General features: G+C 65.0%; 21 protein-coding genes. 2 read left to right on the forward strand and 19 right to left on the reverse strand.

Annotation, left to right across the window (positions count from 1 at the left end; all coding sequences use genetic code 11):
- Positions 1-4 precede the first annotated feature (4 nt).
- From rsmB to ACYQ0Z_RS09195, 11 genes are all read right to left on the reverse strand, one after another.
- Complete coding sequence (gene rsmB / locus ACYQ0Z_RS09145; protein WP_459867064.1) at positions 5-1,387, reverse strand: 16S rRNA (cytosine(967)-C(5))-methyltransferase RsmB; 1,383 nt, start codon at positions 1,385-1,387, stop codon at positions 5-7.
- Between the two features lie 68 nt (positions 1,388-1,455).
- Complete coding sequence (gene fmt, locus ACYQ0Z_RS09150) at positions 1,456-2,391, reverse strand: methionyl-tRNA formyltransferase (RefSeq protein WP_459868847.1); 936 nt, start codon at positions 2,389-2,391, stop codon at positions 1,456-1,458.
- 24 nt (positions 2,392-2,415) lie between these two features.
- Positions 2,416-2,913 carry a peptide deformylase gene (gene def, locus ACYQ0Z_RS09155; protein ID WP_459867067.1) on the reverse strand — a complete coding sequence of 166 codons (498 nt, stop codon included), beginning with the start codon at positions 2,911-2,913 and terminating at the stop codon, positions 2,416-2,418.
- Positions 2,914-2,938: 25 nt separating this feature from the next.
- A complete protein-coding gene (gene priA, locus ACYQ0Z_RS09160; RefSeq protein WP_459867070.1) occupies positions 2,939-5,383 on the reverse strand; it encodes a primosomal protein N' in 2,445 nt (814 codons plus the stop codon).
- Entirely contained in the window at positions 5,380-6,579 is a 1,200-nt protein-coding gene (gene coaBC, locus ACYQ0Z_RS09165) for a bifunctional phosphopantothenoylcysteine decarboxylase/phosphopantothenate--cysteine ligase CoaBC (RefSeq protein ID WP_459867073.1), read from the reverse strand. The genes priA and coaBC overlap by 4 nt, the downstream gene beginning before the upstream one ends.
- Before the next feature lie 48 nt (positions 6,580-6,627).
- Positions 6,628-6,834, reverse strand: a complete 207-nt coding sequence (rpoZ, locus tag ACYQ0Z_RS09170) for a DNA-directed RNA polymerase subunit omega (protein ID WP_459867076.1) — start codon at positions 6,832-6,834, stop codon at positions 6,628-6,630.
- 2 nt (positions 6,835-6,836) lie between these two features.
- On the reverse strand, positions 6,837-7,454 hold the full coding sequence (gmk, locus tag ACYQ0Z_RS09175; protein ID WP_459867079.1) for a guanylate kinase: 618 nt from the start codon (positions 7,452-7,454) through the stop codon (positions 6,837-6,839).
- Positions 7,455-7,512: 58 nt separating this feature from the next.
- Positions 7,513-7,785: an extracellular matrix/biofilm regulator RemA gene (gene remA, locus ACYQ0Z_RS09180; RefSeq protein ID WP_459867082.1), complete on the reverse strand. Its 273-nt coding sequence runs from the start codon at positions 7,783-7,785 to the stop codon at positions 7,513-7,515.
- 18 nt (positions 7,786-7,803) lie between these two features.
- Positions 7,804-8,688: a YicC/YloC family endoribonuclease gene (locus ACYQ0Z_RS09185; protein ID WP_459867085.1), complete on the reverse strand. Its 885-nt coding sequence runs from the start codon at positions 8,686-8,688 to the stop codon at positions 7,804-7,806.
- Between the two features lie 96 nt (positions 8,689-8,784).
- Entirely contained in the window at positions 8,785-9,642 is an 858-nt protein-coding gene (gene dapF / locus ACYQ0Z_RS09190) for a diaminopimelate epimerase (RefSeq protein ID WP_459867088.1), read from the reverse strand.
- 89 nt (positions 9,643-9,731) lie between these two features.
- The gene (locus tag ACYQ0Z_RS09195) at positions 9,732-10,178 is read right to left on the reverse strand and encodes a DMT family transporter (protein WP_459867092.1); all 447 of its coding nucleotides are present in this window, start codon (positions 10,176-10,178) and stop codon (positions 9,732-9,734) included.
- Positions 10,179-10,289: 111 nt separating this feature from the next.
- Here ACYQ0Z_RS09195 and ACYQ0Z_RS09200 point away from each other — a divergent pair, with 111 nt between their 5' ends.
- On the forward strand, positions 10,290-12,029 hold the full coding sequence (locus ACYQ0Z_RS09200; RefSeq protein WP_459867095.1) for an Rqc2 family fibronectin-binding protein: 1,740 nt from the start codon (positions 10,290-10,292) through the stop codon (positions 12,027-12,029).
- Here ACYQ0Z_RS09200 and ACYQ0Z_RS09205 read toward each other — a convergent pair.
- From ACYQ0Z_RS09205 to ACYQ0Z_RS09235, 7 genes are all read right to left on the reverse strand, one after another.
- Positions 12,026-13,627, reverse strand: a complete 1,602-nt coding sequence (locus ACYQ0Z_RS09205; RefSeq protein WP_459867098.1) for an MDR family MFS transporter — start codon at positions 13,625-13,627, stop codon at positions 12,026-12,028. The two genes, ACYQ0Z_RS09200 and ACYQ0Z_RS09205, sit on opposite strands and share 4 nt — an antisense overlap.
- Before the next feature lie 257 nt (positions 13,628-13,884).
- Positions 13,885-14,349 carry a MarR family winged helix-turn-helix transcriptional regulator gene (locus tag ACYQ0Z_RS09210; RefSeq protein WP_459867101.1) on the reverse strand — a complete coding sequence of 155 codons (465 nt, stop codon included), beginning with the start codon at positions 14,347-14,349 and terminating at the stop codon, positions 13,885-13,887.
- Between the two features lie 293 nt (positions 14,350-14,642).
- The gene (locus ACYQ0Z_RS09215; protein WP_459867104.1) at positions 14,643-15,326 is read right to left on the reverse strand and encodes a TetR/AcrR family transcriptional regulator; all 684 of its coding nucleotides are present in this window, start codon (positions 15,324-15,326) and stop codon (positions 14,643-14,645) included.
- A gap of 15 nt (positions 15,327-15,341) precedes the next feature.
- Complete coding sequence (locus tag ACYQ0Z_RS09220; protein ID WP_459867107.1) at positions 15,342-16,487, reverse strand: ABC transporter permease; 1,146 nt, start codon at positions 16,485-16,487, stop codon at positions 15,342-15,344.
- Positions 16,484-17,230, reverse strand: coding sequence for an ABC transporter ATP-binding protein (locus ACYQ0Z_RS09225; RefSeq protein ID WP_459867110.1), 747 nt, complete (start codon positions 17,228-17,230; stop codon positions 16,484-16,486). The genes ACYQ0Z_RS09220 and ACYQ0Z_RS09225 overlap by 4 nt, the downstream gene beginning before the upstream one ends.
- A 29-nt stretch (positions 17,231-17,259) precedes the next feature.
- The gene (locus ACYQ0Z_RS09230; protein WP_459867113.1) at positions 17,260-18,081 is read right to left on the reverse strand and encodes an HlyD family secretion protein; all 822 of its coding nucleotides are present in this window, start codon (positions 18,079-18,081) and stop codon (positions 17,260-17,262) included.
- A gap of 217 nt (positions 18,082-18,298) precedes the next feature.
- Positions 18,299-19,630, reverse strand: a complete 1,332-nt coding sequence (locus tag ACYQ0Z_RS09235) for a protoglobin domain-containing protein (protein ID WP_459867116.1) — start codon at positions 19,628-19,630, stop codon at positions 18,299-18,301.
- A gap of 167 nt (positions 19,631-19,797) precedes the next feature.
- Between ACYQ0Z_RS09235 and ACYQ0Z_RS09240 the strand changes: the two genes are divergently transcribed.
- Positions 19,798-21,576: a B12-binding domain-containing radical SAM protein gene (locus ACYQ0Z_RS09240; RefSeq protein WP_459867119.1), complete on the forward strand. Its 1,779-nt coding sequence runs from the start codon at positions 19,798-19,800 to the stop codon at positions 21,574-21,576.
- Positions 21,577-21,675: 99 nt separating this feature from the next.
- Here ACYQ0Z_RS09240 and pyrE read toward each other — a convergent pair whose 3' ends face one another.
- Positions 21,676-22,341 carry an orotate phosphoribosyltransferase gene (gene pyrE / locus ACYQ0Z_RS09245; protein WP_459867122.1) on the reverse strand — a complete coding sequence of 222 codons (666 nt, stop codon included), beginning with the start codon at positions 22,339-22,341 and terminating at the stop codon, positions 21,676-21,678.
- Positions 22,342-22,381 lie beyond the last annotated feature (40 nt).

Genomic DNA, 22,381 nt, shown 5'->3' on the forward strand with positions numbered 1-22,381 from the left:
GGGTTCAACGCCGTTCACCTCGTTTTCGCAAGCGGGCCAAAAAGAATCCGTCGCTGCCGAAATGGTGGGGCAGGAGTTGCACGCTGCCAGTCTCGGGGTCAACCCGGTCAGCCACAGCGGCCAGGCGCGCGGCCACCCCCGAAGGATCCGGTTCCATCTCGGGGTGGTCGGCGAGGAACGCGCGGATCTGCTCGCCGTTTTCGCGCGGCTCAACGGTACATGTGCTGTAGACGAGGACGCCGCCCGGCTTGAGCGCCCGTGCGGCGGCTTCCAGCAGCTCGCGCTGGAGGGGCACGAGGGCCTCGACATCGACGTCCGTCTTGCGCCACTTGATTTCGGGACGACGGCGGATGACGCCATAGCCGCTGCACGGGGCGTCGAGCAGCACGGCGTCGAAGGCCTCGGGCCAGCGCTCTCCCGCTTCGCGTCCGTCGGCGCACACCGGGCGCACGATGGTCAGCCCCAGACGCGCCGCGTTCTCGGCGATGAGCGGGATCTTGTGGGCGTGGTCATCGACGGCCACCACTTCGCCCCGGTTGCCCATGCGCTCGGCCAGGTGCGTCGCCTTCCCACCGGGCGCGGCGCACAGGTCGAGGACGCGCGCCCCCGGCAAGGGGTCAAGGAGGCGGGCCGCCAGCATCGAGCTCTCGTCCTGCACCGTCACATACCCCGCGCGGTAGCTCACGGAGCGGACAATGTTGTCCGGTCCACCGGTGATGCGCAAGCCGTCCGGCGCGAGGGGCGACGGAACCGATGCCCAGCCCTCAGCAGCCAGATGTGCAGCCACCTCCTCACGCGAGCCCTTCAAGGGATTGACACGGACGGCCACCGGCGCCGGAGCATTGTTCGCCTCGCACATGGCCCGGGTTTCCTCCGGCCCGTACACGTCCTCCCAGCGGGCAATCAGCGCCTCCGGGTGAGACAGTTCGAGGGCTTTTCGCGCCAGCGCGGGCAAATCCGGTGAAACAAGCGGCTGCTTTCCTTCACGCACCGCGCGGCGCAGCACGCCGTTGACCAGGGCGGCAATCCCCTTGTGCCCGCGCCGCTTGGCGATCTCCACCGCCTCGTACACCACCGCATGGCTGGGGACGCGGGTCAGGTAGTACAGCTGATACAAGCTGAGGCGCAGCAGAACCTTCACCCACAGGGCCAGTTCGGCCAGCGGCCGCGTGAGCAGCCGGGCGAGGAACCAGTCCAGGGTGTTTTGCCGCTTGAGCGTGCCGTACACCAGCTCGGTGACCAGCGCCTTGTCGCGCGGAGATGTCCGCGGAAGCACGCGGTGAAGGGCCAGATTGCTGTAGGCCCCCTGGGCTTCCACAGCCACAAGGGCGTCCAGCGCCGCTTCGCGGGCGGTGAGAACTCGCCGGTTCGTTTGCATGACATCCATCGTCCCTTATCTCGTGGTCGATCTCAGGCGTCCGGGCGCACAGACGCAGGGCGTACGGTCGGCAATGCTCATTCTGTTTCGGCGCCCAGCCGTGTACCGACCATGAGCACGCCGCGGCCGGCCCCGCGCAAATAGTGTTCCACCGCCATGCGCGTCTTACCGGCCGGCTGCACTTCTTCCAGGGCAAAGAGACCGTCCCCCGTGGCCACGACCACCGCCCGCTCCTCCACGGCCACCACCGTCCCCGGCGGCGCCTCGGCGCGACCGGGCCGGGGCGTGCCCCACCACACCTTCAGCACCTGGCCGGCCACCGTTGTGTACGCCCCCGGGTGCGGATGGAGCCCGCGCACGCGGTTGTACACCCCTTCCGCCGACGCCGTCCAGTCGATGCGCTCGTCATCCCGCGTCAGGTTGGGGGCGTAGGTGGCCTGGGCGTGGTCCTGGGGTATTGGCTGGATCTCCCCGCGCAGCCACCGGGGCAGCGTATCCACGAGCAGCTCGGCCCCCGCGCGGGCCAACTTGTCATGCAGCGTGCCGGCCGTGTCGGTGCGCTCGATCGGCACGCGCACCTGACTGAGGATGTCGCCGGCGTCGAGGGCCTCCACCATGGTCATGATCGTCACGCCCGTCTCCGTCTCCCCGTTCAAGATGGCGCGGTGGATCGGCGCCCCGCCGCGGTACTTGGGGAGAAGCGAAGCGTGCACGTTCAGGCAGCCCCACGGGGGTGCCTCGAGGAGCGCCTTGGGCAGGATCTGCCCGTAGGCTGCTGTCACCACCACGTCAGGCCGAAAGGCGAGCACCGCGTCGAGGGCGGACGGATCGCGCAGCTTTTGCGGTTGCAAGACAGGGATGCCTGCCGCCTGCGCCCGCACCTTCACCGGCGGCGGCGTGAGGATCTGCTTGCGCCCCTTCGGCCGGTCGGGCTGTGTCACCACCGCCACCACATCGTAGCCGGCGGCCAAGAGGCCCTCGAGGCTGGGCACGGCAAAGTCGGGTGTGCCCATGAACACGATGCGCGCGCCCACGGCTCACGCCTCCTCGTCGGCCGTATCGCCGTCCCGCTCGGCGAGCTCGTCCTTGTCGTACAGCCGCTCGGCGATGTCGATGAACAGCCGGCCGTTGAGGTGGTCGACCTCGTGCTGGAGGGCGCGGGCCAAGAGATCTTCCCCTTCCACGACGATCTCCTGACCGTGACGGTTGAGGCCCTTCACCTTGCAGTACTTCGCCCGCCGCACCTCACCGTACAGGCCGGGAATGCTGAGACACCCTTCCGGCCCCACCTGTTCACCGCGGGTCTCCACGATTTCCGGATTGATCAGTTCGATGAGTCCATCGCCCACGTCGACGACGATGATGCGCTTGAGCACGCCCACTTGGGGGGCGGCCAGCCCTACCCCGTCCGCGTCGTACATCGTCTCCGCCATGTCGTCCAGGAGCTTGAGCACGTTGGGGGTAATTTTGGTGACCGGTTTGGACACCTGGCGAAGCAGCGGATCGGGATGCTTCACGATCATGCGAATAGCCATGCACAGTCCTCCCCTCACGCGCCCGTCACCACAGGACGTACGGGTCAACGTCCACCGACATCCCGACGCCCTGCGCAAGCAGCGCGCGCTCCACTTCCGCCAGCACCGCTTTGACGGCTGGCTTTACCAGAGACTCATTCTTATATTTTAGCATGCACTGGAACCGGTAGCTATCGTTGACGCGCAGCACCGGCGACGGGCTCGGTCCCAAGACCTGGGCCGCGTCGCCCACGGCCCGGCGAAGGCGTGCGGCCACCTCTCCGGCCGCTCTGTGCACCACCCGGACATCTCGCCCGACCAGGGTGAGCAGGATCAACCGGGAAAAGGGCGGGTACTCCCCCTTGCGCCGCACCGCCAGCTCCCGTTCGGCAAAGGCGACGTAATCGTGGCGCTGGGCCAGTTGGATGCTGTAGTGGTCCGGGGCATAGGTTTGCACGATCACCTCGCCCGGCCGCCCGCCCCGCCCGGCCCGCCCGGCCACTTGGGTCAGCAGCTGGAACGTCCGCTCCGCGGCGCGGAAGTCGGGCAGACGCAGCAGGGTATCGGCGGTAATGACGCCCACAAGCGTCACATTGGGAAAATCGAGCCCCTTGGCGATCATCTGCGTGCCCAAAAGCACGTCGGCCTCGCCGCGCCGAAAGCGGCCCAGGAGCGCCTCGTGGGCCCCCTTGGCCCGCGTGGTGTCGACATCCATGCGGATGACGCGGATGCCGGGAAAGGTGCGGGCGAGCGCCTCCTCAACGCGCTGCGTCCCCACGCCAAAGTAGCGCACGTGGGGGCTTCCGCAGCTCGGACAGCGTTGCGGCTCCGGTTCGGCGTGGCCACAGGTGTGGCAGCGCAGCGTTTGATTGGCCAAATGGTAGGTAAGGGCCAGGTCGCAGTGCGGGCACTGGGCCACGTACCCGCAGGCACGGCAGAGGACAAAGGTGGCGTACCCGCGGCGGTTCAAAAAGAGCACCACCTGCTCCCCGGCGGCCAGTCGCCGCTCGATCGCCGCCCGCAGCGCGCGGCTAAACATGGAGCGGTTGCCCGCGCGCAACTCCTCGCGCATGTCCACCACCGTCACCGCCGGCAGCCGGCCGCCGCCGGGGCGCTGGGTCAGCACAATGCGCTCGATGCGGCCGCTCCGGCTGGCGGCGTAGCTTTCCAGCGACGGCGTGGCACTCCCCAGCACGAGGACGGCGCCGTGGTGCTCGGCCCGCCACTGGGCCACCGCGCGGGCGTGGTACTTGGGGTGTTCTTCCTGCTTGTAGCTCGTCTCGTGCTCTTCATCGATGACGAGAAGGCCCAACCGCGTAAAGGGGGCAAACACGGCCGAGCGGGCCCCCACGGCCACGTCCACTTCCCCGCGGCGAATCTTGCGCCACTCGTCGTAGCGCTCGCCGACGGATAGGCGGCTGTGCAACACGGCCACCCGCGCGCCGAAGCGCCCCTTGAAGCGCTCCACCACCTGCGGGGTGAGGGCGATCTCCGGCACGAGGACGATGGCCTGCCGCCCGCTTTCCAGCGTACGCGCGATGGCCTGGAGATAGACTTCCGTCTTGCCGCTGCCCGTCACGCCGTGCACGAGCAGCGTGTGCGGCTGTCCGGAGGCCAGGGCTTCGGCGATGCGCCCGACGGCCGCCTCTTGCTCCGCCGTGAGGGGAGGCGGCGGAGAGGGGGCAAATGACGCCGCCGCGTAGGGATCGCGGTAGACCTCTGTTTTCACCAGGCGCAGCAGCCCCCTTTCCGCCAGGGTCGTCACCGCACTGCGCGGCGCTCCCGTGGCGGCGAGCAGATCGGCCAGCGTCGGCGGGTGGGGGGAAGCCAGGAGGGCGTCGAGTACGGCGCGCTGGCGCACCGCCCGCGGATTGAGGGCGTCGCGCGCCTGTCGGAGCACCTCTGGGTCCACGGCCGGCACGACGCGCGTCACCGTCTTCGCACCCGCGCGGTCGACGGCGGTGTAGAACACGTCGAGAATGCCGTCCTCCACCCACCGCCGCACGAGGCCGGCCGCGCCGGGAAAGCGCTTCACGGCCTCATCGAAGGAAAGGTCTCCCCTGCGTCGGAGGGCCTCCACGAAGGCCGCTTCCTCAGCCGATGGTGCCAGAAGCGGCGGCGGCTCCCCGCGCAGGCGGAGGCGCTTTTCGGCACGCGCTTTTAGCGCCGTCGGAAGCATCGCCTGGTAGGCGGCACTCCGCGGGCACAGGTAGGTGTCGGCCATCCATTCCCCCAGGGCCACTAGCTCTTCTGTCAGCGGCGGCTCGGGATCCAGTACGGCAGAAAGGGCTTTCAGCCTCTTGCCGACCCCGTCCGGCTCCCCAGGCCCCTCGTCCACATCGACGACAATCCCCGTTACCTGTCGCGGACCAAAAGGAACCAGTACGCGGGTGCCGACGCGCACCAGGGGATGGAGCGCCGGCGGAACGGTATAGTCGAACGGACGATCCACCGCCGCTACGGGCACATCGACGACGACACGGGCGATCATGAGCTGCGCCGCACGCGCTGGGCGATGAGGGTGAGCAGCCGTGCGGCCACCTCGCGTTTGGGGAGCTTGGGCAGTTCGGTGACCCTTCCATCCCGTTCGAAAATGGTCACGATGTTCGTGTCCGTCCCGAAGCCGGCTCCCTCCTGCGTCACGTCGTTGGCCACGACCATGTCGAGGTTTTTGCGCCGCAGCTTCTCCCGGGCATACTCGGCTACGCGATCCGTCTCGGCGGCAAACCCCACGAGAAACTGGTGGGCCTTCCGCTCCCCAAGGGCCTGGAGGATGTCCGGCGTGCGCTCCAGCTCCAGCACGAGGGTCTCGGCGCCCTTTTTCAATTTCTGCGCGTGGACCGTCCTCGGGCGGTAGTCGGCCACGGCTGCCGCCTTGATCACCACGTCGACCTGCGGATACGCGTCTAGCACGGCCTCATACATCTCCTGGGCCGTGGTCACGCGCACCACCTGCACGCCCGCGGGCGGCTCCAGTGCCACCGGCCCGGTAACGAGGACCACCTCGGCGCCTCGACGGGCCGCCTCCTCGGCAATGGCGTACCCCATCTTGCCCGTCGAACGGTTGGTAAGGTACCGCACCGGGTCGAGGGATTCCTGCGTCGCTCCCGCCGTCACGAGAATGCGCAGGCCGGCCAGGTCGCGCTGGCGCGACAGGATCGCCTCGGCCGCAGCGACAATCGCCTCCGGCTCGGCCATGCGTCCCTTGCCCGTCCAGCCACAGGCCAAATACCCATCGCCCGGCTCCACCATGTGCCACCCCCATGCGCGCAGGCGCGCGAGATTGGCCTGCACCGCCGGATGATGGTACATGTTCACGTTCATCGACGGGGCAATGAGAACCGGAGCGCGCGTGGCCAAGAGGACGGCCGTCAGCATATCGTTGGCCAGCCCGCAGGCCGCCTTGGCCAAAAAATTGGCCGTCGCCGGAGCGACGATGACGAGGTCCGCGCGGTCAGCCAGGTCGATGTGGGCAATGACATGCGGGTCTTTTTCGTCCAGAACGTCGGTGTGCACCGCGTTGCGCGACAGGGCCTGAAAGGTGAGCGGCGTGACAAAGCGCGAGGCCGCTTCTGTCAATACAACGTGGACGTCGGCCCCCCGCTGCACGAGGCGGCTGGTGAGGGCCGCCGCTTTGTACGCCGCAATGCCCCCCGTCACCCCAAGAAGGATCGTCTTTCCCTTCACCGTATCCCGCTCCTTTTGCAAAAAAAGACAACCTGCCCAACCAGGTTGTCACGCGCCGTTGGTGTCATCGGCGACGGTGACGCGGCCAGCCTCAATTTCCTCGAGGGCCACGCCCACCGGTTTCGCCGAATACGGCTCTTCCACGAGCGGCTTTTCCCGCTCCTTCAGCTGGCGTGCCCGCTTGGCCGCAACCGTCACCAGCGTGTACTTGCTGTTGATCCGCTCCATGAGCTTGTCAATCGACGGGTACAGCACGGCTAGTTCCCCTCCGCAAGCAACTTCTGGTAGAGTGGCATCAAGCGGTCACGGCGGCAATGTTCCGCCGTCACGATGGCCCGAATGCGCTCGCAGGCATGCTCGACGCTGTCGTTGACGACCACGTAGTCGTATTCGGCCATCATGGCCAGCTCGGCGCGCGCCGTCTCCAAACGCTCGGTGATGGCCCCGCTTCCTTCCGTTCCGCGACCGTGGATGCGTCGCCGCAACTCCTCCATCGACGGCGGCACCAGGAAAATGAACACGCCGTCGGGAAACTGGCGTTTCACCTGCATGGCGCCCTGGACCTCGATTTCCAGGAGCACGTCCTTTCCTTGCGCCAACATCTCTTCGACAAAGCGGCGCGGCGTGCCATAATAGTTGCCGACGTACTCCGCCCACTCGAGCAGCTCACCCTGCTCGATCATGCGCTCAAACTCTTCCCTCGTCTTAAAAAAATAGTTGACCCCCTCCTGTTCCCCGGGGCGGGGCGGGCGAGTGGTAGCCGACACGGAATAGACGAGATCCGGGCAAAGCTTCCGCAGTGCCGCACACACGGTTCCCTTGCCAACGCCCGAAGGGCCAGACAAGACAATGAGCAAACCTTTCTCCGCGTTCATGTCGCGCTCTCCTTCTCCGTCGGGTTCCTTCGCTCGCAACCTCGTTTCTGTCAGCGGTTCACTCAACCCCCTCCTCGTCCTTGTTCTGCTGCCCTCCGAGGAGGCGCTGGGCAACGGTTTCGGGCTGCACCGCCGACAGGATCACATGTTCGCTGTCGGTAATAATCACCGCCCGGGTGCGGCGACCGTAGGTGGCGTCAATCAGCATCCCCTTGTCGCGCGCCTCCTGGATGATGCGCTTGATGGGTGCCGACTCCGGACTGACAATCGAGACGATGCGGTTGGCGTTAACGATGTTCCCAAATCCGATGTTGACCAAACGAATGCCCATCCTAAATCCCCCGTCCGCTTACTCGATGTTCTGTACCTGTTCGCGGATCTTCTCCAGCTCGCTTTTCGTGTCCACCACGAGCTGGCTGATTGCCAAGTCGTTGGCCTTGGCGCCGATGGTGTTGATCTCGCGGTTCATCTCCTGCACGAGAAAATCGAGCTGACGCCCGATCGGCTCGTCCCGTCTCATCAACTCGCGAAACTGCCGGCAGTGGCTACGGAGACGGGTGATCTCCTCTTCCACGTTGGTCCGTTCCGCAAAGAGGGCCACTTCGGTCAGGAGCCGTCCCTCGTCCACTGCAGCATCGGCCAGCAACTCGCGCACGCGGTTTTCCAAGCGATGGCGGTAGTTCGCAATCGCTTCCGGCGCCCGCGCCGCAATGGCGTCGATCCGCGATTCCACGCGGGCCACGCGCCGCTCCAGGTCTGCGGCCAGCTGCGCCCCTTCCGCTTCGCGCATTGCCCGCACGGCGCGCGCGGCCTCATCCACCGCCGCCAACAGCGCCGGAAGCACGCGCTCGCCGTCGAGGGCGCTCTCCCCGATGACGAACACGTCGGACAGCGCCAGCACGTCGCGCAGCGTCAACCGCTCCTCAAGCCCCAAGGCGTCCCGCACGGCGTCGATGGCGGCACGGAAACCGTGCAAGAGGCCCCAGTCCACCGACACGGTGCGCGGAACCGTCCCGTCCGTCGTCACGGAAACATAGACATCGACACGGCCGCGCGCCACATGGCGCTGCACGGCGCGCTTGATCGCCTCTTCGGCAAAAAGGAACTCGCGGGGCATGCGCACGGCGATCTCGCAAAATCGATGGTTGACTGTGCGGATTTCAACGGAAAAGGCAAAACCCTCGGCGCGCCCTTGACCGCGCCCGTATCCCGTCATGCTGCGGATCATGGTCATCCCTTCCACGTCCTTATTGTAGACAAAACGGGCGCGAAGCACAAGGAGAAGCGTGCAATCGTGAGAAAGAGCGAGAAAACACGGTCGTAGTCAAACTTAACGGCGAATTGCGTTCATACCATTTTCTCCCATCCACGTGCCCGTAAAAACGGTTTGGGCGGGTCCGGTCATGAACACGTGACCGGTTCGTTCATCCCACTCAATGTCCAATGTCCCGCCGGCCAGGTGCACCCGCACCGCCCGGGTCGTTCGACCGGTCAGCACGCCCGCTACCACCGTGGCGCAGGCCCCTGTGCCGCAGGCCAGCGTAGGACCGACACCCCGCTCCCACACGCGCATGTCCACCTCGTCCGGCCGGCGCACCGAGACAAACTCCACGTTGGTGCGCTGGGGAAAGAGCGGGTGCGCCTCCAGCTTCGGGCCCCACTCGTTCACGGGAAAGGCCGGGGCGTCGTCGACGAAGATGACGGCGTGGGGATTGCCCATCGACACCGCGGTCACGGCAAAGGTCCGCCCTTCCACCACCACCGGGTGATCCACCACCGGCGCGCGGTCGACGGCGATGGGAATCCTCCGCCCCTCCAGCACCGGCGGGCCCATGTCAACCTTCACCGCGGACACGCGCCCCTCCGCCACATCCAGCCAGATCCGCTGCACGCCGGCGCGCGTTTCCACGGTCAGCTCCGTTCCCCGGGCCAGCCCCTGCTCGAAGGCAAACTTGCCCACGCAGCGGACGGCGTTGCCGCATTGCTCTGCCTCGCTGCCGTCGGCGTTGAAAATGCGCATGGCCACGTCGGCCCGCTCGGACGGCAGGACAAACACCAGCCCGTCGGCCCCGACGCCGAAATGGCGATCACAGACGGCCTGGGCCAGGGCCCGAGGGTCGGCGGGAAGGCGGTCGGCCGCAACAACGACAAAGTCATTCCCCAAGCCGTGCATTTTATGAAAGTCCATCCCGTTTCGCCTGCCCATCGCCAAGATCGAACACCATTATAGGGAGCAACGAATCCGCCTGTCAAACGCCTGCGTGCCGATCCCCGTGCCTACCGCCCGCTCCCTCGGTAAATGAGAAACAGGGCCACCGCAAGGAGCAAGGCCCCGGCGAGCCGGTACCCGTTAAACGGAATCCGCCGCAAGCCAAGCAGGCCGAAGTGGTCGATGACCATGCTCATTGCCAGTTGGCCGACGATCACCGCCATCACAGCGACCCCCACGCCGATCCGCGGCACGGCAAACACCATCGCTGCCACGTACACGGCGCCGATGAGGCCACCCAAAAGCTGCCACTTCGGGACCCGCAGCACGTCGCCCAGCTGCCCGCCCCCGGCGAAGAGAACCGCCAGCATTAGAACGAGGGTGCCGACAAAAAAGTTGACCAACGCACCCTCCAGGGCCCCGATTTTCTTGCCCAACGTGCCGTTGATCGCCGCCTGCACGCTGAGGCACATTCCGGCCAGCAGCATGAGCAGGGTGGTGAAGAAGCCCCCCATTTTCCCCTCCTCCTTGTCCAGGCAATGTCCGTCGGCAGGCCGCCGCTCTGTCTTCCTCTTTATGCTATACTGGAACAGACGCGGTTTATGGGGCAACAAGGAGGATTTGCCATGTCCATCGACGGCATCGTCATTCGCAGCCTTGTTCACGAACTGGACGCCGCCTGCACCACCGGACGCATCGTCAAGATCCACCAGCCCACGCCCTTCGACCTCGTCCTCACCGTGCGCGCTCGCGGCGGCACCCGGCGCCTCCTCTTGTCGGCCAACCCCAGCGCGCCGCGCCTGCACCTGACGGAACAGTCCTTTGCCAATCCGACGGAACCGCCCATGTTCTGCATGCTTCTGCGCAAGCACCTCGAAGGGGGCGTCATCCAGGCCATCTCCCAGGTGGCGTTGGAGCGGATCGTCCACCTCGATGTACTGACCCGCGACGAGCTGGGCGACCCGGCCATCCGCCGGCTGGTGGTGGAAATCATGGGCCGCCACAGCAACATCATCCTCATCGACCCGGCCACGGGCACCATCCTCGACGGCATCCGCCACGTGACGCCGGCCATCAGCCAGTATCGCGTGGTGCTGCCCGGTCGCCCCTACGTCGCCCCACCGGCGCAGGACAAGCTCAACCCGCTCGAAGTGAGCCGCGATGCCTTTTTCGCCGCCCTCGACTTCAACGCCGGCAAGCTTGACCAGCAGCTCGTCAACCGTTTCCTCGGCATCGGCCCGCTACTGGCACGGGAAATCGTCCACCGCGCCGGGCTGCCGACACGGGAGGCGCTGTGGGAAGCCTTTTCCCGTCTCATGGACGACGTCCGCGCCCACCGCTACCGTCCCATGCGCGTGCGCACCGAAACCGGAAAAGACGCCTTCGCCGCTGTTCCGCTCTCCTGTATGGCCGGGGAGGCGATCACTTACGACTCGATCAGCCGCCTGCTGGACGACGTCTTTCGGGAGCGGACCGAGCGGGAGGCGATCCGGCAGCGTCTGGGGGACCTGGCCCGCGTGGTGAAAAACGAGATCAAAAAGGGCGAGCGCAAGCGGCAGCTCCTCCTTGACGCGTTGGCCGAAGCCCGCGACGCCGAACGCTTCCGCCTCTTCGGCGAGCTGCTCACGGCCCACCTGCACCAGATCCCGCGGGGGGCCAGCGAAATCCAATTGCCCAACTACTACGAAGAGGGCCTACCGATGGTGACGATCCCCCTCGATCCCGCCAAGAGTGCCGCCGAAAACGCCCAGGCCTACTTCAAAAAATACAACAAAGCAAAAGGGGCCGCAGAAGCGGCCGCCGCGCAACTTGCGCAAACGGAAGCGGAGCTGCGCTACCTGGAAACCGTTGCCCAGCAACTGGAAGACGCCACGCTGGCCGACGCCGAGGAAATCCGCGAGGAACTCATCGAGCAGGGCTACCTGAAGCCGGACAAGGGCGTGCGTCGCAAATCGCAACCCATCGCATCCAGGCCGGCCATGTTCCGCTCCACAGAAGGGTACACCATCCTCGTCGGCAAAAACAACAGCCAGAACGAGCGGTTGCGCCGGCAGGCCGCACCGACGGACACGTGGCTGCACGCCAAGGACATCCCCGGCGCCCACGTCATCATTCGCGGCACCGGCTACGGCGAGGCGACACTGCTGGAAGCGGCCGTGCTGGCCGCCTACTTCAGCAAGGCCCGCCACTCAAGCCGGGTGCCCGTCGACTACACGGAGGTGCGCCACGTGCGCAAGCCTTCCGGCGCCAAGCCCGGCTTCGTGATCTACGAGCGGCAGAAAACCCTCTACGTGACGCCCGATGAGTCCCTCGTGCGCCGGCTTTCCATCCGCGAAGGGGACAGCGCTGCGGAGGAAACCCGTTAACGGCGCCGCAGCGCGGCCTGTCCCACGGCCTTCGCCCGACCGTACAATAGGCCCACGGCAAACACGAATGCCGTGATCAGGGCCGACAGCAGAAACACGCGATCCAAGGCGTGCGCGAGGGCATCCTGCAGCAACTTCAGCAGGTCGACCGGTAGCGCCGCGCGCACCTCAGGCGAAAGGAGCGCTTGCGGACTGGTAACGTGTCCGACCTGATCGGCCATTCCCGGCGGAACGTGGGAAGCGAGGCGCTGTAGCTGCGCCTCCAGCTGGTGGTTGAGAAAGACGCCCATCACCGTCACCCCGACCGTACCCCCGACAGAGCGGAAGAGCTGCAAACTCGACGTCGCCAAACCGCGCTGGGTGGCATCCGTGGCGTTCTGAACAGCAATGGTCAACACCGGGTTCAACGGCCCCATGCCCAACCCGACAAGGATCATATACATCATCGCCACCCACAAGGGGGTCTCAACCCCCATGGTGGCGAGCAGCAGAAACCCGGCTGCGATGACCACCGAGCTGAACACGGCAAACCCCCGGTAGGTGACCTTGGTCACCAGGCGCCCGGAGACGATGCTGCTGACGATCGTCGCCAGCATGAGCGGCGTCAACACGTATCCGGCCAGGGAGGCGCTCACACCGATGACCCCCTGGACAAACAGCGGGATGTAGCTGATGGCCCCGAACATCGCCGCGCCAACCAAAAAGCCGAGCGCCAACGAAACGCCAATCACCCGGTTGCCCAACAGGGAAAGCGGCAGCAGCGGGTCCGCGGCTTTCGTCTCCACATACCCGAAGAACGCCAACAGGACAGCGCTGGCCACAAACAGCGAAACGATCTGGACCGAGCCCCACGGCCATTCAGTCCCCCCCATCACGAGCGCGAGTAGGAGCGCCGACAGCCCGCCCATCAGCAGCACCGCGCCGAGATAGTCGACGGGCTGGTTTCGGCCTCCCTTCGTTTCCGGAAGCCCGTAGGCGATCACGACCATCGCCGCCACGCCCAACGGAAGGTTCACCCAGAATACCCAGGGCCACGAGAAATGATCGGTGAGGATCCCGCCGATCGCCGGCCCGGCGATGCTGGCGATCCCAAACACGCTGCCAAACAGCCCCTGGACCTTCCCGCGCTGGTCCGGAGGGAACAGGTCGCCGATGATGGTCAGGGCAACGGGCATCAGCGCCGCCGCGCCCACGCCCTGCAGCGCGCGGAACAAGATGAGCTCCATCATGGTGGAGGCAAAGCCGCACAGGGCCGATCCGGTCACAAACAGCGCCAACCCCAACTGGTACATGCGCCGTCGACCGTACAAATCCGAAAACTTCCCAAAGATCGGGACACACACCGTAGACGTCAACATGTACGCCGAGAACACCCAGCTGTAGTACGTCAGCCCGCCCAACTCCGCGACGATACGGGGCATGGCCGTAGACACAATGGTCGAATCGAGAGCGGCCAGCAGCATGCCGAGCATCAGGGCGGCCAGCACCCATCGCACGCGCGGCTCGGCGCTCGAGACGGCCTCGCCGTGCCGTGGCGTGCGGGTACGCGCCAAAAGGGTCATGGTGTCTCCCCGTCCCTGTTCCTTGCTGTGTTCCATCGTCTCCCTTCCTTTCTCTTTTCCGGGTTTCTCCCCGCTTTGTTAGGTTACCAAATAATTTAGTGACTAAGATTTTGTCTCCGTAAAGCATACGACGAAGCGGCCGTCGCCGTCAACCGGATTTTTCAGCGGCACAGGCCGCGCGCAAGAAAGCAAGAAAAAGAGGGATGCCTTCCGCATCCCCGTTTCCAGCGCACGGTATCCTTTTGGTGTGCCTGCCACTCGACAGCAACGGCAGCGTACACCTTGCTGTGCCATCAGTTTGCCTTTTGCTCAAAATGGCGCTCAAGCGCATCGGCGACCGCGTGGATCACCGCGCTCATCTCGGCCACGCGAGCAGTCGGAACCTCTTTGAAGGCTTCGCTCAAAATGTGCGTGAAGCGCGCCCGCACCTGCTCGACATGCCGCTGCCCGGCGTCGGTCAGCCGCACGTGGACCACCCGCCGGTCATTCCGGCTGCGCACCCGCTCAACCAGCCCCTGCTCCTCCAGCTTGTCCACCATCCCCGTCACCGCACCCGGCGTAATGCCCAAGCGGTCGGAAAGGTCGGAAACCTTGCCTGTCCCGTCCTGGGCCAGATGAAACAACAGCCTGATTTGGCCCGGCGTCAACGCCCCTTCCTGGGCTACCGCCAGGAACACTCGTTTCATCTGCAGATTCAAACGGCGAATGCCATGGCCCAGCGCATGGAGCGCCTGCCCATGGTCTGGCACACGGTTCACGGTCATCGCCCTTTCATGCGAAAACTACCGGGCATCCTCCCGACGACGGTTTGCCTGTTTCCATGGTACGTCCCCTTCACCGATCCCGTCAACGACGGGCTCCGCACGTGCAAGAGAGAACGCGTCGCCCTCGCATCGCCCAAGTGGGCACACGCGCGCGACAGCCGTGCCGTGTAAACGAGGCCCATCCCGCGCACGCGCGGAGGGAACCTCCACTGGAGGCATCGCGTGACGTGGACCTGCTGAGCCATCTTGGATGGGGCTCCATCGTCTGACCTCGCCACCAAGGGCCCCTACTCTTCCTCGTCCCGTCGGTGCGGATTGCGGACGCCATGCAGAAGGATGTCCACCATGAGCGCAATCTCCTCCTCGTCGTCCAGCTTGATCCCCTCGTCCGGAAAGGCGATGTGCTTGAAGAACACATAGCCGGCCAGGAGGGAGAAGCCCACGCGGACAATGACCGCCGGCGGCAGGTTGCGAAACTCGCCGTCGCGGATCTTCTTCTCCACGAACGCCGTCATGAGGGCCCGGGCGCGCTTGGCAATATGTTCGATGATCGCCTCGCGAATCTCCGGATGGAAGGCGGCTTCCTGCAGGAGGATGCGGAACCGGTCCCAGTTCTGCTCCACCAGCTCGAGCCGATTTTTGTACACCCGCCGCAGGGTTTCCTCCGTGGACAACGACGGATCGCCGAAAATCGCCTGCACGTCGCGCAGCATCCGCGGCGACAGAAACTTCACCAGCAGCGGAACAACAACGGCCAGCAAGATGTCCTTTTTCGTCTTGTAGTGGCGAAAGATCGTCCCCTCCGCCACGCCGGCCTCCTTGGCAATTTCGCTGGTGGAGCTGGCGTGAAATCCCTTTTCCGAAAAGAGTTTCACCGCCGCCCGCAGGATGGCGCGCTGCTTGTCGGTCATCTCTTCCTCGTGTTCCAGCTCCGCCAACCATTTGGCCATCGTGTCTTCCCAACGGTCCACCCCGCGTTCCCTCCGTTACCCCAGTCGTTTGCGGAACCGCAGCACGGCCAGCCCGCAGAACAGCAGCGTAAAGGCACACAGGACGAGGGTTTCGGGCCACAGGACATCAAGGCCGACGCCCTTCAGGAAAATGCCGCGCAGGATGACGAGGAAGTGGGTGAGGGGGATCAGCTCACCAAAGGCGTAAATGGGCCACGGCATCGTTTCCCGCGGAAAGATGAACCCGGACAACAAAATGCTCGGTAGGATGAACACAAAGGTCATCTGCATCGCCTGCAGCTGGGTTTTGGCCACGGTGGAAATGAGCATGCCGACAGCCAGGATGGCAACGAGGTACAGCATCCCCAAGCCGATCAGGAGCGACACGCTCCCCTTCACCGGCACGCCGAACCACAGCACGCCGGTGGCCACCACCACGATGAAGGAAAAAAGGCCAATCGCCACGTACGGGGTCAACTTCCCGACAATAAGCTCCACCGGTCGCACCGGCGTCACGATGAGCTGCTCCATCGTGCCCCTCTCCTTTTCCCGCACGAGGGAAAAGGCCGTGAGCAGTGCGGTGACATTCTGCAGGATCAACCCGATCAGCCCGGGGATGTTGAACACCGCACTGTCCATATCGGGGTTGTAGAACACCCGCGTTTCCGCCTCAATCGGCACCGCCAGCCGACCAAGCCCCTCCTTGGCCATTCGCGCCTCTTGCACGGCACGCGCGTGGTGTTGAACGATCAGTTGCGCCGCGGAAAAAGCCGTGCGCGCGGCGGTTGGATCCGATCCGTCGAGGAGCACTTGCACCTTCGCCGGGTGGCCTTCCGCCAGACGTGCCGCGTAGTCGGGAGGAACGACCAGCGCGGCCTTGACCGCCCCGGCGTCGAGGAGCGCCTGGATGTCGCGGTAGCTCGCGGCGGTATACCGGATGTCAAAGGCACGACTTGCCTGGAAGGCGGCAATCAGCTCGCGCGACGCCTTTGATTGGCTCTGGTCCCACACTGCCGTGGGAAGCCGTTCGACGTCGGTGTTGATGGCGTAGCCGAACAACAGAAGCAGCCCCAAGGGCATGACGAGGGCAATGCCCAGGCTGGCCCGGTCCCGGCGGATGTGCAGCAGTTCCTTTTTCACAATGGCCCAAAAGCGGCGCCAGGACAACCCCCGGCCCCTCACGCTTCCGCCTCCCTTCGTTCCGCCGTCTGCATCAGTTCCCAAAAGACATCGTCGAGGCGCGACTTGCCCATCTGCTCCTTCAGCGCCTGCGGTGTTCCTTCCACCAGCAGGCGGCCGTTGAGGAAAAACGCCACCCGGTCGCACATTTCGGCCTCGTCCATGTAATGGGTGCTGACGAGGACGGTAATCCCGTCCCGGGCCAAGGACCGGATGATGTCCCAAAACATGCGGCGGGAGACGGGGTCAACCCCCGCCGTCGGTTCATCGAGGATGAGCACCCGCGGCCGGTGCAGCAGTGCGCAGCAGAGGGCTAGGCGCTGTTTCCAACCGCCAGACAGCTGGCCGGCCAGCTGGCGCTCCCGACCGCGCAAACCGGCCAGCGCAATGAGCTCCTTCTTGCGCCGGCGGGCGTTCCGGGCCGAAAGCCCGTAGATGCCGGCATAGAAGTCGAGGTTTTCCTCGACCGTTAAATCCTCGTACAAGCTGAATTTTTGCGACATGTAGCCGATGAGCGGTTTCACCGCCTCGGCCTGATCGGGAATACGGTAGCCCAGCACCTGCCCCGTTCCCGACGTGGGGGTGAGCAATCCGCACAGCATGCGGATCGTCGTCGATTTCCCCGCGCCGTTGGGGCCGAGGAACCCGTAGATGCTCCCCGCCGGGATGGACAAGGTAATGTCCTCAACGGCCCGCCGTTTCCCGAACACCTTGGTCAGCCTCTGGCACGAGATGGCCGCCTCCATCGGATCCTCCCCCTTTCCACACCGGCGCATCACGAGGCTGTGGACGGCTCGTCGGCGGGGATGATCACGTCGGCCGGCATGCCCGGTTTCAGTTCCTTCTCCCCTTCGGTCAAGGCCACGGTGACGGCAACCACCGTTTTGGCCCGCTCGTCGGGCGTCTGCACGTTATCGGGCGTGAACGCGGCACGGTTGCTAACGCGCACGATCTTCCCGGCGAATGTCCGGTTCGGATAGGCGTCGACACGAACGGTCACCGGCTTGCCCACCCGCACGCGGTGCAGCTCCGGCTCCGGCACGTAGACCGTCACCTCCAGATCCGTGGGATCGAGGACGGTGAAGAGGAGCGCCCCCGGCTGCACCACCTCACCCACCTCGACATGGCGATGGACGATGATACCGGAAATCGGCGAACGAACGGTCGTTCGTGCCAACTGTACCTTGATCTGTTCCATGCGCGCCTGGGCTTGGTCTTTCTGGGCCCGAAGCTGGCGCAGCACATGGGATGCCGCATGGCGATCCTTCGCCGCTTCCCACTGCGCCACCGCCGCGTCGCGGGCGGCCTCGGCCTCTTTCAATTGCCACGCCAAGAGGGCGTCGTCCAGCTTGGCCAGGACGTCGTTGGGCGTGACGGCATCCCCTTCGCCCTTCTGCAGCGCAACCACCGTGCCCGCCACCTGGGCCATCACCGGCACCTCGCGCCCTTCGATCGTGCCGGAAAAAATGTCGGAAGGGTTCTCGCTGCACCCGGCCAGCCCCATCACGGCCAGGAGAAGCGCCGCCCAGCCCGCGCGACGCCAAGTCCCTCCGGTTTTCCGCCACGTGCGTACCCGCCTCGTGCTGTGATCGTTCATGGCCCTCCCCCTTTGCCGATTGGCATCGATGATGCAAGTGAGTAATCACTCGCTTTCAAGTTCAACATACGTCCGCATGGTAAGACCGGTCAAGGAGAAATCCACACGGCGACGATAAAAAAACGATCCCTGCCTCACGCACCAAGCCTGGACACGTGCGGCAGGGACAGCAGGCGGGAAGGGTCGCACACACGTCAAGCCGCTCGAGGCAGCCACGCTACGCCAGCACCTTCGCCGTTTGGCTCAAGTTGTCTGCCAGTTGGGCCACCTGACCGGCAGCCGTGGAGATGTCGGTGATCACGCGATGGCACGACGCCAGCTCGGCCTCCAGTTTGTCCGTCTGAACACGGCTTTCGCCCATCGCCCGCAGGATTTCCTCAAAATACCGTTCCGTTTCGGCCATGCTGGCATTGCCGTCGTTCATCATCTGACTGGCCTCGTCGACCGACTGGGACAAGGAGTGGATCTGGTGCTTCGTCCGCTCGATGAGGTCGGCGATGTCCGCCGACGAGCGTTTGGCCTGGTCGGCCAGCTTCCGGACCTCGTCGGCCACCACGGCAAATCCGCGCCCGTGTTCGCCAGCCCGTGCCGCCTCAATCGCCGCGTTGAGCGCCAGCAGGTTGGTCTGGTCGGCGACGGACTCGATGAGGTGGACGATTTCGCCGATTTGTGTGGAGATGTTGTTCATCTCTTCCGACAGGTGGACGATCGTTGCCATCTTCTCCTGCACGCTTTTGAGGGTATCCCGGTGGTGTTCCATCTTTTGCTTGCCGCTTTGCGAATGGCGTTCCGCCGCTTCTGCCCGTTCCGCTCCCTGCCTGGCCAGCTCGACCATGCGGGCCACCTGCGCCGTCAGCGCCTCGATCGATGCGCTCGTCTCCTCAGCGATGCCGGCGAGCACCTCCACCGTTTCGTGAACTTTGCGTTCCACGTCCCGCTTCGCCTCTTCCTGCTCGGCGCGAAGGCGCGCGTTCTCTTCCTCATACGCGTTCAGCACCAGCTGCTGTTCCACGTTCAGGAGCTTGCTCGTGACATGCGCGGCGCGGACGAAGGTGTCCCGGTCGTCCAGCTCTTGATCAAGCACCGCCAAGAGGGCGTCGAACAAGATCTGGTACGACGCGATGTACCACTTGGTCGGCAGGCCAATCTTCACGTGGGCCTGGGCAATGCGGACGCGCTTGGCCACGAAGGCGTCGTCGATGTTCCCGGCAAACAGCTCCTCGATGTGCCGGCGCATGGTCTGCTTGAGCCGGTCCACCGTGCTGTGGTTGTGGATGATGTGCCGGAGTACGGGTTCCTGGAGGATGGTGGCATAAAAGCGGTCAACAATGGCGTCCAGGTGCCGCAGGACGATCGGCCGTAAGCGCTTGGCTACCGCCAGATCCTCTTCCGTCAGCCCAATGAGGGCGAGCTGTTTCGCCAGGTCGGTCCCAGGATCAACGGAGAGGGTTCCCTTTTCGCCACCCTCGGGCGCACGCTTCGTTTCGCTCCCGGGCGCGGGTGCCTTTTTCTCCAAAACCGCAAAGAGGCTGGAAAGCAAACGTCCCATCGTCGTCCCTCCGGTATGCCAGGGTGAAGGCAATCCTTCTCTTACGGTTATCGGCAGATGCCGCTCCTTTGTGAAGCACATTCGGCCCGCACCAGCCCCTTTTTCTTCGCCGGCGTTTGGGCTAGGATGAGGACAGACCCCATATCCCTTGGAACGGGTGAGTCGGGATGAAGGTGATCGTGACGACGCTGAACGCCAAATACATCCACACCTGTTTGGCCTTGCGCTACCTGAAGAGCTTCGCCGAGCCGGAGTTTCCGGTTACGATGAAGGAATACACCATCAAGGACCCGGCGATGAACATCGCCATGGACCTGTACAAGGAAGACCCCGATGTCATCGGCTTCAGCTGCTACATCTGGAACATCGAGCAGACGATTCCCGTCCTCCACATCCTGAAGAAAGTAAAGCCCAGCGTGAAGATCGTCCTCGGCGGCCCCGAAGTGTCGTATGATCTGGACTACTGGTTCCGGCGCATCCCTGAGGCGGACTTCATCGTCTACGGTGAGGGGGAAGAGACGTTCAAGGAACTGCTCGCGGAACTTGCGGGCGGGCGGAACTTTCAGCGCGTGCTGGGCCTCGCCTACCGCGACGCGGACGGCACCGTGGTGGTCAACCCACCGCGGCCCAAACTGGACCTGCGCCGTATCCCCTCGCCGTACCGCTTCCCCGAAGACCGCCCGCACCTCCCCAATCGCATCGTCTACATGGAAACGAGCCGCGGCTGTCCCTTCCGCTGCCAGTTCTGCCTGTCGTCCGTCGAAAACGGGGTGCGCTACTTCGACCTCGACCGGATCAAGGAAGACATCCTCTACCTCGTCCAGAACGGGGCCAGGACGATCAAGTTCGTCGACCGCACCTTCAACATCCACCGCACCTACGCCATGGAGCTGTTTCGCTTCCTGATCGATCACCACGGCGGATGCGTGTTCCAGTTCGAAATCACCGCCGACATCCTGCGCCCGGAGATCGTCGAGTTTCTGAACGCGTACGCGCCCCCGGGCATCTTCCGCTTTGAGATCGGGGTACAGTCGACGAACGCGCTCACCAACGCCCTGATCCAGCGGAAGCAGAACTTCGAGAAGCTCTCCCGCACCGTGCGCAAGATCAAGGAAGGCGGCAAGATCGTCCAACACCTCGACCTCATCGCCGGGCTGCCGGAAGAAGATTACGCTTCCTTCAAAAAAACGTTCAACGACGTGTTCGCCCTCGAACCGGAAGAGCTGCAGCTGGGCTTCTTGAAGCTCCTGCGCGGCACGGGCCTGCGCCGCGACGCGGACAAGTACGGGTACGTGTACACCGAGCACGCCCCCTATGAGGTGCTGGCCAGCCGCGTCCTTTCCTTCGACGACGTCATCAGCATCAAGCGGGTCGAGGACATCTTGGAAAAATACTGGAATAGCCATTACCTCGATGAGACGGTAAAATTTCTGACGCGCCACGCGTTCGAGACGCCCTTCGATTTCTTCCAGGAATTTGGCGACTACTGGGCCGAACGGGAGTGGAGCCGCATCGGCCACCAGCTGGAAGACCTGTTCCTGCGCCTGCGCGAATTCCTGGAGGCGCGGGGCACCCCCAACCTGCCGGTCATCGAGGGACTCATGAAATACGATTACCTGACCCATTACCGGCACAAGCCGCGGGCCGTCTGGTGGACGGCGATGGGCAAGGAGGAGCGTCAGCCCCTCCTCCGCCGCCTGGCCGAGGCGCCCGAGGCGGTCTCGGCGGAATTTGCCGCCCTCCAGCTGTCGGAAACGGAGTTGGCCAAACGCTGCCACGTGGAGGTGCTGCCCTTTGACCTTGCCCATTACCTGGAGACGGAGGGCATCCGCCACGAGCCGAGCTGCCTGATCGTTTACTATGATCCGGAAAAGGGGAAGGGCAAACCTTTCGCCGCTCCCCTCGCGCGTTTGGGCCTTCCCCTTTCCCCCACCGCCGCGCCATGACGCTGCGCGACCGGACAGCGCCCGCGAACGCGAAAACCCGGTTGCCCTCGAGGGCAACCGGGTTCCATTTTGCTTGCCGACCATCGCCCTTCCCCGCCCCTATCGCCCCCACCGCTCCGGGTTCTCGCGCCAGGCGCGAAGCACGGCCAGCTGATCATCGGAAACATATCCCTCGGCGCGGGCCACATCAAGGAGGGTCGAATAGCGGCAGAGGACCACCAGCGGTACGGTTGCGGCGGCAAAGTTTTGTTTCGCCGCCGGCAATTCGTAGGTGAAGATGGCGAACACGCCCACCACGTGGGCGCCCGCCTCGCGCAGGGCGGCCGCCGCGGCGAGGCTGCTTCCGCCGGTGGAGACGAGGTCCTCGATGACCGCCACCCGCTGCCCCGGGACCAGGCGCCCCTCGATGCGGTTTTGCCTGCCGTGGTCCTTGGCCTGGGCCCGCACGTAGACCATAGGCAGCTTTAGCTCCTCGGCCACCCACGCGGCGTGGGGAATGCCGGCGGTGGCCGTGCCGGCGATCACGTCGACATCGCCGTTCCCATCGCGGATAGCCGCGGCCAGCGCCGTCGCCACCCTGGCCCGCAGGTCGGGGTACGCCAGCAGCAGCCGGTTGTCGCAGTAGATCGGCGCGCGCAGCCCCGACGACCAGGTGAAGGGCGCGTCGGGGCGGAGCATCACCGCACCGATGGCGAGCAGGGCCCGGGCGATCTCCCGCTCGGTGAGAAGGGCGTTCGCCCCTTGCACCACTCGTTCGGTTGCCATGTCCACCGCCTCCTTTGTCGTGCAAGATGCTGGAAATGAA

Source organism: Calditerricola yamamurae (assembly GCF_054654135.1).